Annotated in this window: 13 protein-coding genes and 1 pseudogene; 2 read left to right on the top strand and 12 right to left on the bottom strand. The window is 72.4% G+C overall.

All coding sequences use genetic code 11. The features are described from left to right. Window positions 1-18 precede the first annotated feature (18 nt). The 7 genes from secD to B4N89_RS37470 form a co-directional block, all read right to left on the bottom strand. Entirely contained in the window at window positions 19-2,304 is a 2,286-nt protein-coding gene (secD, locus tag B4N89_RS37500; RefSeq protein WP_078981025.1) for a protein translocase subunit SecD, read from the bottom strand. Window positions 2,305-2,357: 53 nt separating this feature from the next. Beyond that, on the bottom strand, window positions 2,358-2,879 hold the full coding sequence (locus B4N89_RS37495) for a hypothetical protein (protein ID WP_143658222.1): 522 nt from the start codon (window positions 2,877-2,879) through the stop codon (window positions 2,358-2,360). A 99-nt stretch (window positions 2,880-2,978) separates the two neighbouring features. Continuing rightward, window positions 2,979-4,112: a low temperature requirement protein A gene (locus B4N89_RS37490; RefSeq protein WP_161500954.1), complete on the bottom strand. Its 1,134-nt coding sequence runs from the start codon at window positions 4,110-4,112 to the stop codon at window positions 2,979-2,981. Between the two features lie 302 nt (window positions 4,113-4,414). Next, entirely contained in the window at window positions 4,415-4,861 is a 447-nt protein-coding gene (locus B4N89_RS37485) for a VOC family protein (protein ID WP_078981022.1), read from the bottom strand. A gap of 7 nt (window positions 4,862-4,868) precedes the next feature. Next, complete coding sequence (locus B4N89_RS37480; protein WP_078981021.1) at window positions 4,869-5,777, bottom strand: helix-turn-helix domain-containing protein; 909 nt, start codon at window positions 5,775-5,777, stop codon at window positions 4,869-4,871. A gap of 130 nt (window positions 5,778-5,907) precedes the next feature. Next, a complete protein-coding gene (locus tag B4N89_RS37475) occupies window positions 5,908-6,585 on the bottom strand; it encodes an NADPH-dependent F420 reductase (RefSeq protein WP_078981020.1) in 678 nt (225 codons plus the stop codon). A gap of 303 nt (window positions 6,586-6,888) precedes the next feature. Next, on the bottom strand, window positions 6,889-7,947 hold the full coding sequence (locus B4N89_RS37470) for a GlxA family transcriptional regulator (RefSeq protein WP_078981019.1): 1,059 nt from the start codon (window positions 7,945-7,947) through the stop codon (window positions 6,889-6,891). 117 nt (window positions 7,948-8,064) lie between these two features. Here B4N89_RS37470 and B4N89_RS37465 point away from each other — a divergent pair, with 117 nt between their 5' ends. Together B4N89_RS37465 and B4N89_RS37460 are read left to right on the top strand one after the other, a co-directional pair. Beyond that, complete coding sequence (locus tag B4N89_RS37465) at window positions 8,065-9,003, top strand: NADP-dependent oxidoreductase (RefSeq protein ID WP_078981018.1); 939 nt, start codon at window positions 8,065-8,067, stop codon at window positions 9,001-9,003. Between the two features lie 328 nt (window positions 9,004-9,331). Further along, complete coding sequence (locus B4N89_RS37460) at window positions 9,332-9,598, top strand: hypothetical protein (RefSeq protein WP_235619179.1); 267 nt, start codon at window positions 9,332-9,334, stop codon at window positions 9,596-9,598. A 68-nt stretch (window positions 9,599-9,666) separates the two neighbouring features. Here B4N89_RS37460 and B4N89_RS52065 read toward each other — a convergent pair whose 3' ends face one another. From B4N89_RS52065 to B4N89_RS37430, 5 genes and pseudogenes are all read right to left on the bottom strand, one after another. Next, complete coding sequence (locus tag B4N89_RS52065) at window positions 9,667-9,813, bottom strand: hypothetical protein (protein WP_235619178.1); 147 nt, start codon at window positions 9,811-9,813, stop codon at window positions 9,667-9,669. An 852-nt stretch (window positions 9,814-10,665) separates the two neighbouring features. Next, the gene (locus B4N89_RS37445; RefSeq protein ID WP_078981567.1) at window positions 10,666-11,493 is read right to left on the bottom strand and encodes an SCO6745 family protein; all 828 of its coding nucleotides are present in this window, start codon (window positions 11,491-11,493) and stop codon (window positions 10,666-10,668) included. A gap of 265 nt (window positions 11,494-11,758) precedes the next feature. After that, window positions 11,759-11,851, bottom strand: a pseudogene (locus B4N89_RS52055) (hypothetical protein); the annotation flags it as partial. Between the two features lie 54 nt (window positions 11,852-11,905). Further along, a complete protein-coding gene (locus tag B4N89_RS37435) occupies window positions 11,906-13,051 on the bottom strand; it encodes a YncE family protein (protein WP_078981017.1) in 1,146 nt (381 codons plus the stop codon). Beyond that, window positions 13,048-13,692: an ankyrin repeat domain-containing protein gene (locus tag B4N89_RS37430; RefSeq protein WP_078981016.1), complete on the bottom strand. Its 645-nt coding sequence runs from the start codon at window positions 13,690-13,692 to the stop codon at window positions 13,048-13,050. The genes B4N89_RS37435 and B4N89_RS37430 overlap by 4 nt, the downstream gene beginning before the upstream one ends. Between the last annotated feature and the right edge of the window lie 648 nt (window positions 13,693-14,340).

Here is a 14,340-nt window from a genome sequence, read left to right as displayed (position 1 = left end):
TGTGGGTGGTCGCAGGGGTCAGATGCGGGCGCCGTTGTCGTGCGGGGTGTGGCCGGCGCGGGGGGCGCGTGGTGGCGTGGGCGTTGTGCGCGACTCCAGTGCGACTGCCACGGGTGTGGCGACGGTCACCGTGGAGACGGTGCCGGCGACTACTCCGATCAGCAGCGCCACTGCGAAGTCGGCCAGTGAGTCGCCGCCCAACACCGCCAGTGCGATCAGGACGAACAACGCGCCGGAACCGGTGTTCACGGTCCGCGGCAGGGTCTGGAACACCGCCGTGTCGGCGATCCGGGCGAGCGAGCGCTCACCGGGAGCGCGGCGCAGTTCGCGGAGCCGGTCGAAGACGACGACGGAGTCGTTGACCGAGTAGCCGATCACGGTGAGCAGCGCGGCCAGGAACACCGCGTCGACGGTGCGCCCCAGCCACGCGAAGGCGCCCACCACGATCAGTACGTCGTGCGCCATGGCGACGACCGCGGCCACCCCGAACGTCCAGCGGAACCGTATCGCCAGGTATGCCAACTGGGCGGCGAGCGCCGCCCCGAGGGCGATCGTGGCCTCGAGCCGCAGTTCCTTGCCCAGGCTCGGCCCGATGAACTCGTCGCGCACCTTCTGTGCGCCGTGGCCGAGTTCGACGACCGTCGCGGTGATCAGAGCCTCCTCGGCCTCGGTCGGCCTGCCCGTGCGTACGGTGAGTTCGTGATCACCCGAGGCCTGGACGACGGCCTTGGGGAATCCCGCGTCGGCGAGTGCCGTCCGGACCCGGTCCGGCTCGACCGCCCGCGTGGTCGCGTACTCGACGAGCCGGCCACCGGTGAACTCCACGCCGAAGTCGACGCCGCGTACCGCCACGCCGGACACCGCCAGGCCCAGCGCGAGCACGCCGGATACGACCGTCATGCGCCGGCGATGCCGCATGAGGTGCGGATCGCGCCCGGCCAACCACTCGCGTACCCGGCCCGCGTGCGCGATGCCGCTGATCCGGGGCCGGCGTCGTACCGCCGCCCGGGTCACGGCGAACTCGGCCAGGACCCGGGTGACCACCAGCGCGCTGACCATCGACGCGAGCACGCCGATGCCCAGCGTCACCCCGAATCCGCGCACCGGGCCGCCGGCCAGGAAGAACAGCAGACCGGCGGCGATCAGGGTGGTGACGTTGGAGTCGGCGACGGCGCCGAACGCGTTGCGGAATCCCCGGGCCAGGGACGGACGCAGCGCCGGTGCGGCTCGTGCGAGGTATTCCTCGCGGGCCCGTTCGAAGACCAGCACGTTGGCGTCGACCGCCATCCCGACGGCCAGTACGAACCCGGCGAGTCCGGGCAGGGTGAGGGTGGCGCCGACGCCGACCAAAGCGGCGTACGCGATCAGCCCGTAGCCGACCAGGGCCAGTGCGGCGAGGACGCCGAGCAGGCGATACACACACGCGATGAACAGCGCGGTCAGCGCCGCGCCGACGATCGCGGCCCATCCGGCGGCCTCGATGGCCCGTTCGCCCAGCGTGGGTCCCACGGTGCGATGCTCGACCGTCTCGACCGGCACCGGCAGCGCGCCGCCGTTGATCAGCAGCGCCAGTTCGCGCGCCTCACGTTTGTCGAAGTCGCCGCTGATGCGGGTGGACCCGCCGAGGATTCCGGTACCGCACCGCACCGACTGCTCGACCTGGGGCGAGGAGACGACCCGGCCGTCCAGGGCGATCGCCACGCGCCGCGCCGGGGTTCCCGACGGTGCGCACGCGGCGTCCGCGGTGAGTTCGGCCCAGGCCCGTTCGCCCCGGCCGCGCAGGTCGAGCGTGACGTGCCAGCCGCCGCCGGCGGGATCCAGGAGCGCCTGGGCGCGGTCGACGTCGGCTCCGGTCATCCGTGCCGCGTCCAGTTCCAGCATGTGGCCCGACTCGTCGGGCAACACCCGGCGTCCCTCGGCGTCGGGTGTGGTCGGGGCGCCGGTCGCGTCGACCCCGTCGAGAACGGGGTGGAAGGTGAGCTGCGCGGTACGGCCGAGCACCTCGGCGGCGCGGCGTGGGTCCTGTACTCCGGGGAGTTCGACGATGATTCGTCGTTCGCCCGAGCGGACCAGGGTGGGTTCGGTGACGCCGAGCGCGTCGACGCGGCGACGCAGCACCTCCAGGGTTCGATCGGTGGCGTCGCGGTCGGCTTTCGCGGTGGGCGAGTCCCGGGTCTCCAGCACGATCTGGGTACCGCCGCGCAGGTCGAGGCCCAGTTGCGGTGGCACGGTGGCGGCGATGTAGGTGGACATGACGAGGATGGCGAGGGCGAACAACGCCCGCACCACGGTGGCACGTGGCAAGGATGGTCTCCACGGATACACCGCGGCCGGTGGTCGGCGCACGGCGATCGGACTCAGGGAAGGTCTGGAGCCCGGGGAGACGGTGGAGCGCGGCCCGGCGGGAGCGCGTAACGGCGCGGCGAAGGATCGGCGTCGGCGCCGAGTGCGGACGTTCGATGCCCCGCCTGTGGCGGGAGCACGACGGCGCGGCCGGTGAGCGCCGCGTCGTAGGGGTGGTGGAGGTGGTGCCGCTCGTCGTGGAGGTCGCGGGCCGCGAGCGGTGCCGGCGGGCCGCGTCGCACGTCGCGCGTCGCCTCGTCGGCGGCGTCGCGTACGTGCCCCGGATCGGCGACGGTGTGCGCGGAAACGGAGACGGAGGCACGGTCGGGGTCGGGTGCGCCGGCCGCATGGGCGGACGCGGGGGCGGCCGACGCGCCGAGCAGCGCGAGGGCGACGGCGAGCAGCGCCCCGAGCCACCCATCGCGCCGGAAGCGCGCGGCGCGCCGGGTGCGGGCGAAGGCATGTGCGCTGCGGCTGCGGCGGATACCGGGAGAGCCGACGCGGGGAGGACGTACGGCGACGTGTCGCCGGGTCATCGCGCCCTCCTCGGTCTGCGCCGTTCCCACGTCGACGCGGGCACGATCCGGTTCACGGTCGCAACGCCCGGCCCGCCGCTTCGAGTTCCCGGGAGGCGGCTACCGGGGCCGAGCCGCCTCCACGGAAGCGGTGTGTGCGTCGAGCGGACCCGGGTGGCGGTGGCGGTGGCGGGTCTCCAGCATGCCGTACGCGATCAGGATCGCGGCGATGGCGGCGATCTGGACCAGGGCCGAGCCGAAGCGGCCGATCGGGATGGTGGCGAGCAGGGTCATTACGGCGCCGATCCGGTAGCCGTTCGGGGTGATGCGGAAGGCGCGGCGGGTGGCCACGACCGAGGCGAGGTAGAGCGCGAGTCCACCCACCAGCGTGCCGGCGTGGACCGTGTCGAGGCGGTCCGAGGGACGCGCCATCGCTCCCTTGACGCCGGCCGCGAACAGCAGCATGCCGAGCAGCAGTCCGTAGTGCACGTACCCGTAGATGTTGAGCGCGCGCAGATTGCGGGCCTTGGGCTCCAGCCGCTCCAGGACCGCGACGGCCCGCTCGTCGTCCTCGGCGCCGAAGTACGCCCACCAGATGGCGAAGCACACCGTCAGGGTCGACGCCGCCGTCGCGATCAGCGTCGCGTTCAGCGCGAGGCCCTGCGCGCCGACGCCGATCGCGATCACCGACTCGCCCAGCGCCACGATCACCACCAGACCGTGTCGTTCGACGAAGTGCGGGACGCTCAACCGGAAGCCGTCGTTGCCGGCGACGTAGGGCGTGATGATCTGCACGACCAGCGCGGCGGCCCACACCGCGAGTTGCGCGGTGGTGTCGAGGAAGCCGCCGACCACGATCAACGCGGTACTGGACATGTTGAACGGGGCGATCCGTACGAACGCCCGCCGGGTGCCGCCGGAGGCCAGGAACATCGCGAAGTGCACGCCGGACAGCATCAGATACCCGAATCCGAACGCCTCCCCGGTCCCGTCGAAGGCGTGCGGAACGGCCAACGCGACCACGAGGAAGCCCGCCATCCCGACCATCAGGAGCGCCTGGCGCACGGGCGTGGTCGGCGGCACGGTGTTGGTCAGCCACACGTAGCCGCTGTACATCCACCAGATCAGCGCGAGCATGAGCACCACCCGGGTGATCCCGGTCGGGTTCAGCTCGTGCGCGATCGCGGCGGTCAGCTGGGTCACCGTGAACACGAAGACCAGGTCGAAGAACAGCTCCAGGGTGGACACCCGCACGGTGGGCTCCACCGGGGCGGCCGGTGTCGCGGGCGTCGCGGGCGTTGCGGAAGTCGCGAGCGGCGCGGCGGGCTCGGGACGGGGATGGTCACGGCGACATTATGGGGACGCGGGTGAACGCCCGCGTCCTCGGGGCCGGCAATGCCGCGGTCGGGGCTTCACGGGTCGTCGCGGGGCGGTGCGGGGCGGGGCAGGGGCGGGCCCACACTCCGCCCGGACCACCCGAAGGAACGGCCCGCCGCCGACGAAGAGCGAGGGTGATCGGATCGCGGTACGGCCTGCGGCCCCGGGACGGGGTGTGGTCAGCGTCCGGACGCGCGGTTGTGGGCGGCCGTGGAGCGGTCCGCGTGGATGTCGTCGAGGGAGGGCTCTCCGGTGATGATCCACAGATGGTCGAACGGGTCACGGATGCGTCCCGAGCGTTTCCCGTACGGCCGGTTCTCGATGGCCACGACCACCTCGGCTCCGTGGGCGGTCATGCGTTCGCCGACCTCGTCCGGGTCCTCGACCTCGATCTCCAGCAGGACCGGCGAGCCGCCCAGATCACGTGGGGATACCCACCCCCACGCGGAAACGGCGGGGGAGACCCGGAACGACCACCCGGCGAGACGGAGCTCCACCACGGTGGGGCGGCCGTCGTCGCCCGGCGCACGAAAGACTTCCTCGGCGCCGAGGACTTCCCGGTAGAAGGCCGACGCACGGTCGGGGTCGGACACGATCAGGCGAGGGAGAATTCGGGTTTCCGTCATGTACCGATCATGAGACGGAGGAGGCGGCCGAGTCTTGAACATTTGGGATCGGCACCGCTCCCGATCCCGGGCCGACCGAAGGTCGACCGGACGTGATCGTCCCGCCGGAGGACCGGTCGAGGGCCGACGGCTTACCGGCGGACGCACCTTCGGCCCGCAGCCACTCGGTGGGCGTGCATCCGGCCATGGCCCGCCACTCCCGGGAAAGATGCGCCTGATCGGCGAACCCCGACGCGGCGGCCACGTCCGCCAGACCGGCCCCTGCGGTGCCGACGGCCGCGAGCCGGCGTCGGACGGCCTCGAAGCGGACCAGACGCTGGTACTCCTTCGGCGTCACCCCGCACTCCGCACGAACCCTGGTGCTCAGGTGCCGCCTGGAACATCCGAGTCGGCGCGCGGCCTCGTCCACCCGGGCGGTGCGGGCCAGGGCCGCGAGCATGGCACGCAACTCGCCGGCGTCGTCGCGCTCCCCGTGCCGGGCCGCACCGGCGAGCAGGGACCGTTCGACCAGCGCGCGACGTTGCGGCCAGGTCCGACAGCCCGCCAGCCGCTCCGGCAGATCCGCGAGCGAGGGAACGACGTCGGCGAGATCGACCACGTGTCCGGCCAGCGCGGACGCGGGCAGCCCGAGCAACGCCCTGGCCCCCACCGGGTCGAGCGTCAGGTACACGCCACGCGTGCATCCTCGCTGCCGCAGCTCGGCCGCATCCAGGTGCAGGCCGGCCACGACGGCACGGAGGCGACTGCGCGAGTGCGAACGTGCGACCCAGTCGACCTCGAGAAAGTCGGCCTCGGGAATGGTGATCGACACGGTGGACGACGGCAGCCCACGATGAACGCCCTCCGAGCCCGACCCGAGATCGTACGCATCCAACGTCGCCGCGAACGGCCCCAGGGAGGAGCCTTGCCTGATCATCACCCCAGTCTCCCACCACACCCGACGCAAGACCCGACCCCTGCCCACGCGCGGGCCGAAGCCCGTCGGGCGAACCCCTCCGACGCCCCGGCGACGGCGGTGGTCGATCAGCCGTCGTGCCCGACCCGGGTCATGCGCGGGTGGAGGCCCGGTCGGCGGTGGGGGCGATGGCGACCGAGATGTTGAAGTCGACCGGGCCCAGGACCCCGTACAGGCGCAGCCACAAAGGCATCAGGAGTTCCGTCGCGCGGGCGCTGGACAGGTCGCCGAGGTCGATGATCTGGGCGGTGGTCCATCCGAAGGAACCCAGCAGGGTCGCGACTTCGGCCTTGGCGGCTTCGTCGTTGCCGCTGAGGAACACGTTGTGGTGGCCCGGGACGAGGCCGGGCTCGACCATGACCGTGTTGTTCATCGTGTTGAGGGTCTTGACGACCCGGGTTTCGGGGAACGCCTTTTGCAGTTGCTCGGCGAGGCTGCCGCCGTCCGGGGTGAAGACCTTGGGCGGGAAGCCCTCGGAGAAGTCCAGTGCGTTGGACACGTCGACGAGGATCTTGCCGCGCAGATTGTCGGCCCCCGCCGCCTCCAGCACGGCCGCCGAGACCAGGCCGCCGGTCGCGTTCACCACGAGTTCGCCGGCGCCGGCCGCGTCGGCGAAGGTGCCGTGCGCGCCGCCGTTGTCCGCCGCCCACTGGCGGGCCTCGGCGTTGTCCGCCGTCCTGGAGCCGAGCGTGACGTGATGCCCCAGTGAGGCGAGCTTGCCGGCGAGCCGTCGTCCGACCTCGCCCGTGCCCAGTACGCCGATCCTCATGTGCTGTTCCCTCTCGTACCAAAACGCCGAGCGACCACGGCAGCAGACGATGCGGTGGCCGGCCGGTTTCGTTCGACCGATTGATCCATGCGACCGTAGATCGCACCCGGCCCGGGCGGAAGTACGCACTATTCGGTACCTCACCGGCCGGATCCCGCAGAGCCCGCGCGCGTCGGATCGAACCCCACCAACGCACGGACGTGTCGGTCGGTGCCTCGGGGCCCTCGAAGTGGAACGGCACACCGAGTCGCTCCGCGAGGACCCGCCCGACTGTGCCGGCCTCCTCCGCGCCGAGTGGAGGGGTCAGCCTCGGAATGTTCGTCGGTACGTGCCCGGGGAGACGCCGATCGCGGTGTGCAGGTGTTGTCGCAGGGATACGTCGGTGCCGAAGCCGGCGCGTTCGGCGATTCGGGATACCGGTAGGTCGCTGGTCTCCAGCAACTCCCTGGCCAGGTCCACGCGTTGCCGGGTGAGCCATTGGCCGGGGCTTTGGCCCACCTCGGCTCGGAAGCGGCGGGTGAAGGTGCGGCGGCTCATGCCCGCGTGTCGGGCGAGGTCTTCCAGCGGCAGCGGTTCGTGCAGGCGTTCCAGGGCCCATGCCCGGGTGGCGGATGTGCCGGTGTCGGCGGCCGGGGGTACGGGGCGTTCCACGTACTGCGCCTGGCCACCCTCGCGCTGTGGCGGTACGACGCAGCGGCGCGCGACCAGGTTGGCGATCGCGCTGCCGTGGTCGACCCGGATCAGATGCATGAGCACATCGATCCCGGAGGCCGCGCCCGCCGAGGTCAGGACCCGGCCGGCGTCCACGTAGAGCACGTCGGAGGTCACCCTGACCTGCGGATACAGGCGACCCAGGCGCTCCGCGTGCCGCCAGTGCGTGGTGGCCGGCCGGCCGTCCAGCAGGCCGGCGGCGGCCAGTACGTAGGTGGCGATGCAGATCGAGACGATGCGGGCGTCGGGCGGGATGAGGCGCAGCGCACGGGCCAGCGGCGCGGGCATCGCGGCGCCGTCGACGATCTCCGCGAATCGTTCGGACGCCGGGATGACGACCGTGCCCGCGCTCGCGAGCACCGCGGCGTCGTGTTCGACGGTGATCGCGAAGTCCGCCGCGGTGCGCACGGGGCGCCCGTCGATCGAGCAGGTCACGACGTCGTACAGCGGCCGGTGCGCGGCGTCGGTGGCGGCCCCGAACAGACGTGCGGCGAGACTCAGCTCGAACGGGATCACGTCGTCGACGGCGAGTACGACCACGCGGTGCGGAACCGGCGCGGGCTCGTCCGAGACCGGCGCGGGGATGCACGGGAACGGCGCGGAATCCGCGTCGAGCGCGACGGAAGCGGACGATGTGCTGACGATGGCCATGGCCCGATCATTGCACATGATGACCTTCGGGCCACTGTTTTGCCTGCTCGCACCCCGGACATGCTGGGTCCCATGACAAGCACGGATGCCACGACCGCACAGGATGTGAAGCGCACCATGAAGGCGATGAGCCAGGACGTATACGGCGGGCCCGACGTCGTCCACGAGACCGAACTGCCCAGGCCGGTGCCGGGCCCGTCCGAGATCCTGGTGCGGGTACACGCGGCGGGCATGAATCCGACCGACTGGAAGCACCGCCGATTCGCCGGCTTCCTGGGCCGGCTTCCGCTGGTGCTGGGCTGGGACGTCTCGGGCACGGTCGAGGCGGTCGGCATCGGGGTGACGCTGCACGAGCCGGGCGACGAGGTGTTCGGCATGCTGCCGTACCCGTCCGGGGCCGGGGCCTTCGCCGAGTACGTCGTGGCCCCCGCGCGGGCGATGGCCGCCAAGCCGAAAAGCCTCGACCACACGCAGGCCGCGGCCGTGCCGCTGGCCGCGCTCACCGCCTGGCAGGCCCTCGTCGACACCGCCGGCGTGCGGCCCGGTCAGCGGGTGCTGGTACACGCGGCCGCGGGCGGGGTCGGCCACTTCGCGGTGCAGATCGCCAAGGCGCGCGGCGCCCACGTGATCGGGACGGCGAGCGCCGCCAAGCACGACGTGGTCCGCTCGCTCGGTGCCGACGAGATGATCGACTACCGGACGCAGGACTTCACCGCGATCGAACCCGTCGACATCGTGCTGGACGCCCTCGGCGGCGACACCGCCACGCGGTCGCTGGACGTACTCGCGCCGGGCGGACAACTCGTGTCGATCGCCCTGACCCAACTGCCCGACGACCTGGCCGACCGGGCGGCTCGCGCCGCGGCGGGCCTCCGGGTACGGCCGATCCTCGTCGAAGCCGACCAGGAAGGGATGCGCGCGCTCGCCGCCATGATCGACGCCGGATCGCTGCGCCCCGTCGTGGAGGCCGTGTTCCCCCTCGCCGAGGCCGCCAAGGGCCACATGCTGGGCGACACGGGCCGGGTGACCGGCAAGGTCGTCCTGACGGTGCCGTAGGGTCCGCGGGGTCGCCGCGAGTGCTCCCGGCGGTGGACGGCACCGGTCGTAGCGCAGTTTCATGGCGGCCATGATGCGTAGAAGGTTGTCCGCCGCTGTCGCCGCCGCGACTGTCGCCGTCGTGTTCGCCGCCGTGACGTCGTGTTCCTCGGATTCCTCGGATTCCTCGGGCGGATCCGCCGCCGAGGGCCGACCAGGCGCGTCGGGAGCGGGGTCGCCGGCATCCGACCCCGCGCCGACGTCGACGGCGACCGTCGCGACGTCCCCCGCCCCGACCGGGCCGTGCGCCGGCGGGACCTGCGAGATCGAGGTCGCCGTGGGGGATCGCGTGACGGTGCCGAAGACGTACGGCCTCGGACCGATCGAGGTGACGGCGATCACCGGCAAGTCGGTCGAGATGGTCGCGCCGGTGACGGGGTCGGGCTTCAGCATCTCGGGGTGTTCCGGTGGCGGCGGCGTGTCGTCCCAGGGCGGTGGCGGCGTAAGAATGCGCTGCGACCGGGGGACTGTCGCGACCGTCAACAACACCATGAGCCTGGAGGTCGTCGAGATCCGCGACAAGACGGCCGTCCTCAGTGTCAAACCTGCCGGCTGACCGGCCCTGGCCGCTTCCACGGTCGGAGCGATCAGCGTCCACGTCGGACTTCGGGGATGTGGGCCGGGTCATCTGCGGAGGAATGCCGCCGTGGTTGCCACGAACCGGCCGGCGTCGTCGAGCCACGGATAGAGGCCTGCCCCCGGCTGCACCACGAGTGTGGCGTCGGGGAACACCGCCGCGAACTCGGCCGCGGCCACGGGCGGACTGTTCACGTCGAACTCTCCGGTGAGCAGCAGAACGCGAGCCTCGCACGAGGCGAGCGCCGCACGAGTGCTCTTCGGGGTGAAGGCGCCCTCGGCCCCGAAGAGAGCGACAGCGTCCCGGTTGCCCGGCCGCGCGGCTGCGTGGTGCTTCCGTGTCGTGGCATCCCACCGGCCCCAGAAGAAGGGGGCGACGGTTTCCCAGTCCGGAGTTGCGCGAGCTCGCGCCGCGCCTCTCCCGTGATGGTTGTGTCGACAGCTCTGGGGCTGGGGCCGATGAGGGCGAGCTTGTTGACCTTTTCCGGTGCCGAGCCGCATATTGCGTCGCAATGTTCGTGCCGGCGGAATGGGCGAGCAGGTCCATCCGCGGAAGGCCGAGGTGATCGCGCAGTGCCTCGACGTCGTCGACCAGGCGATCGCAACTCGATCAGCACGATGCGCCCTGGCTCCAGGGACGGCTCTGGGGCCTCGCCGAGGGATCTCCGAGACTCTCGATGAAACCGCGCGCTGCACCCGCTGTGTCAACGCGCTCACCCGGGGGAGGAAACGCTTCACGCCCCACAATGTCGACGAGCTGAGGCGTCTCGTCGAGGAGGATCTGAGGCTGAACCGGGCAGAACGTCCGGCGGTTGGCAGGCCGCGTACGACGAGATCAGTCGCGGTCTCGACCTTCCCCCGAAGGTCGCCATCGCCACCGCCACCTCGTCGGCATCGGTACGCGCTCCGTGGCTCGCCAGATCCAGCGCGACGTACTCGAGGGTTGACGCCTCAGCCGTTCCGACAACGACCCGGACGCAAGCCGTTGCCCGGGTCCGCGCCGATCGCGCGGGCTCCGGAACGACTGACCCCGTCCGTCGCCGCTCGTTACCGCGAGCCGGCGGCCACCAGCTTCGCGGTGATGGGTTCCAGCTCGGCGATCAGCTCGTCGAGTTCGGCGGGGGACAGGGCGTCGTACGGCGGAGCGGCGAGTTCGTCGGTGAGAGTCTCGACGCGTTGTTTGGTCTCGCGGCCCGTGTCGGTGAGTCGGCCGTCGGCGTCGAGGAGTCCGCGCTCGCGCAAACCGCTCATGATCGCCGTCAGCAGCTTCTTCGGCAGGTGGTGGACGCGTCCGAACGACTCCGGCGGATGGATGCCGCGCGCCGCCGCGTCCAGCAGGTGGGCCTCCGTACCGCCGATGCGCGCGCCGACGAGCGCGGCGATGTGCCCGTCGCAGCGGTGCTCCCGCAGCATGGTCGCGGAATGCCACAGCCGGGTGACCGGGTCGCTCGGCACCGCAAGGGAGCGCATCCCGGCGTACATCACCCGACCTCCCACGGGAGCGCTCGTCGCGGCCTTGGTGGCCAGGTCGGCGGCGCGCACCAGGCCCGGGGAGCCGGCCGTTTCGTCGCCGAGGATGCGCCGCAGGGAGGCCGCGCTGCCCCGCTCGCGCGCGGCCAGGGACGCCTCGGGCGGGATCGTCTCCCACGCGCTCGGGATGTGCCGCGCGGCCTCACCCTCGGCGAAGCTGTAGAAGGCCGCGTGCACTACCTGTGCCGGCACCCGCCCCAACGGCGCGGCGCGGCTCGCGAAGTAGCCGTCCCAGTAGGTGCGGTGGCCGAGCGCGGCCAACTCCTCGTTGCACTCGTCGGCGAAGAAGGTGACCAGGCAGATCGGCTCCAGAAGCCCGAACATGCGACGGGCGATGTGAGTCATGGCGCACATCATGCCCGCGATCACCAAACCGGCGGGCTTCCACCGGGAACCGATTCGGACGGACCCCGCTCCAGCCCCGCGACCGAAAGCGCAAACCTCGGTAGGGCCGGACGGTGCAGGACGGGGTGCAGGCCGATGGCCGTACAGGTACACGCCGTTGCCGCCGACGGTGTCGCTCGCGGGCGCGGTGAGCGGGCCGCGCACGCGTGGTGCCGGTGGTGACCGGGACGGGTGGGGCGAAGTTCGCCTGCTGCCGGCCCGATTCGGACTCGTCGGTGAACGTGGCCGTGGCCGGTCGATCGCCGGACGCCGACCACAGGGTGCCGGTGTGCGTTCCGGTATGGGTGGCGCCACCCACGCGCCGCGCGGCCCGCCGACGATGAGTCCGACCGTGCGGGGACGCTGCTCGGCGTCACGGGAGGACGGCGACGGCGAGCGGGAGTCGGCCCACGGGGAGGCGCGCGGTGGTGCCGGTGGCGGTGTCGACCAGCGTGAGGCCGTTCCAGCCGCCGTCTCGGGTGAAGCCGCCGGAAACGTAGGCGGTGCGGCCGTCGAGGGAAAGGGTGACGGTCTCGTGCGGCCCATCGAGCGGGACGACGCGTTCGGTTCCGTCGGGGGCGCGGATGGTGAGCGACGGGCCGGCGTCGACGTCGGAGTCGATCGGGCCGGTGGCGACGACGTACAGGGTGCCGTCGGGGGCGACGGTGACGCCGTGCTGGTGCGCGTTGGCCGTCATCGGTTCGACGGTGACCCGGTCGGTCGCCGGGTCGACGACGGCGAGCCGTTCGCCCTCGAAGGGGAGCAGCAGGGCGCCGTCGGACGGGCGGACGGCGGTGTAGTGCGGCTTGAGCCAGGAACCGAGGCCGCCTCGGGTGCCGTACGGGGCCACCTCGATCCGGCGCGTGGCCCAGGTGGCGGTGTCGACCGTGCGCACGTCGAAGGAGTCGTGGTCGGTGACGTAGACGTGGCGACCGTCGGCGGAGACGTCCACGTCGAAGGGGCGGCGGCCGACCGGAACGACCCGGGTGACGGCGCGGGTCGCGACGTCGACGACTTCCAGGGCGCCGTCGCCGCCGGGCACGTTGACGCCGACGTAGATCCGCGTGCCGTCGGGGGAGAGGGCGATGCCCATGCCGCCGCCCCGGTACTCGCCGGTGGTGACGCGGCCGGTCCCGGTCGCGTACGGGATCCGCGCGACGAGTGCGCGGGCGCGGGTGTCGACGACGGCGACGCCCTCGGCGGTGGCCACCCACGCGGTGCCGTCGAGGACGACCACGAGCCCGTACGGCGCGGTGCCGACCCGGACGGAGCCGAGGTCGGCGGCGCGGCCGGCGCGGGTCGGATCGACGAAGGTGACGGTGTCGGCGCCGAAGTCGGTGACGAGCAGGGTGGTGGAGGACGAACCCGGTCGGGCCGGGACCGAGGCGGCGGAGGTCGTGACAGGGGCAGGGGCAGGTGCCGGTGCCCGGGCGGGGGCGGGCCCGCCACAGCCGGCGAGCAGAGCGGCGGCCAGTACGGCGAGTACGCCGGCCCGAACGGCGCCGTTCGGGCCGGTCACGCCCCATCCCGGCGCGAGGCGTCGGTGCGTCGCTCCGCAGCCCGCAGGGCGGCGGCGATCTCCCGGAAGCCGCGACGCTCGGCATGGGCGCGGGCCGTGATGCGGTCGCCGTCCGGCAGCAGCGGATCGGCGCCGTGGGCGAGCAGAACGTCCACCACGTCGCGATGGGCCGGCCCGCCGTCGCCGAGGATGACGGCCTCCAGCAGGGCGGTCCAGCCGAGGTCGTTGACATGGTCGACGTCGATCGCGGTCTCGGCGAGGACGGCGCGGACGTACGCGACGTGACCGCGCTCGGCGGCCGGAATCACCGACACCCCGCCGAACCGGTTCCGAAGCGTGACGTCCGGCCGGCCGGCCGGCAGCGCGCGCATCATCGCCACGCTGCCGGTGACCCCGGTGACCAGCCACGGGCTGTCCAACCGGTCGTCTCGGGCATCGACGTCCGCCCCGGCCTCGACCAACAACTCGGCGACGGCGACGTGATCGGCCAGGGCGGCGCACAACAGCGCCGTGCGGCCGAGGCCGTCCCGCGCTGCCGGATCGGCGCCCGCAGCGAGCGCGGCACGCACACCGTTCAGATCACCGCGGCCGGCCGCATCGGACAGGGCCCGGTCGGCCGGGGACATGGGACGTTCGGTCATGACGGCTCCTCCACGGGGCAGAACGGCAACTCCCATCCTGCGCCCGGCCCCTTCACCCGCCGTCGGCGACTCGACCGATCCCACGACGACGGCCGACCGACATGGGGGTCATCCGATCGGATGATCCCCGCCCTCACGCCGCCGGGTCGGCTGCGCGCACGACCACACGTTCCGGCGGAACGTGCATCCGCAGGAGGGTTCCGTACTCAGCGGGTTTCGACCACGACCTTCACCTCCGTCGCCAACGCCCGGTGACATGGGATTTCAGCAGGGTGGGCCGAGGTCGTGGCGGTGGCGGCGGCTTTTTGTTGGGCGCTTCGCGCCGGCTCGCGAGGGACCACTTTTCTGCTCCCCCGCTTCGCTCCTCCGCAGAAAAGCGGCCCCTCGCTCGGGGTCGGCTGTCCCTCCGCTTCGCTCCGGGCCATCCGACCCAAACTTTGCGGCTCCGCCGCTCTCCGCGCTTCGCGCGTCGATCGCGTGGGCGGCCTGGGTCGTGGGCGCTGACGCGCCACGGGGTGAGTGGTCGGGGAGGCCCGGTCCCGATGCGACGCGGGCCCCTCCCGAGGCGGCCACCGTCGCGACACGGGCCTTGCCCGGTGACCCGAGTCGTCGGTGCATCCCGTCGGCGCGTCGGAGTGCTCAAGCCCG

Origin of the sequence: Embleya scabrispora (assembly GCF_002024165.1) — a bacterium.
In the GTDB taxonomy this organism is placed as follows: domain Bacteria; phylum Actinomycetota; class Actinomycetes; order Streptomycetales; family Streptomycetaceae; genus Embleya; species Embleya scabrispora_A.
Note: the sequence above shows the minus strand (reverse complement) of the source record. Positions and strands in the feature narration are given on the sequence as shown.

Bases quoted from the DNA above. Each gene is read 5' to 3' on its own strand.
- B4N89_RS37430 (WP_078981016.1), bottom strand. From the start codon at position 13,692: ATGACCGAACGTCCCATGTCCCCGGCCGACCGGGCCCTGTCCGATGCG.
- B4N89_RS37485 (WP_078981022.1), bottom strand. From the start codon at position 4,861: ATGACGGAAACCCGAATTCTCCCTCGCCTGATCGTGTCCGACCCCGAC.
- B4N89_RS37475 (WP_078981020.1), bottom strand. From the start codon at position 6,585: ATGAGGATCGGCGTACTGGGCACGGGCGAGGTCGGACGACGGCTCGCC.
- B4N89_RS37470 (WP_078981019.1), bottom strand. From the start codon at position 7,947: ATGGCCATCGTCAGCACATCGTCCGCTTCCGTCGCGCTCGACGCGGAT.
- B4N89_RS37445 (WP_078981567.1), bottom strand. From the start codon at position 11,493: ATGACTCACATCGCCCGTCGCATGTTCGGGCTTCTGGAGCCGATCTGC.
- B4N89_RS37465 (WP_078981018.1), top strand. From the start codon at position 8,065: ATGAAGGCGATGAGCCAGGACGTATACGGCGGGCCCGACGTCGTCCAC.
- B4N89_RS37495 (WP_143658222.1), bottom strand. From the start codon at position 2,879: ATGACCCGGCGACACGTCGCCGTACGTCCTCCCCGCGTCGGCTCTCCC.
- B4N89_RS37480 (WP_078981021.1), bottom strand. From the start codon at position 5,777: ATGATCAGGCAAGGCTCCTCCCTGGGGCCGTTCGCGGCGACGTTGGAT.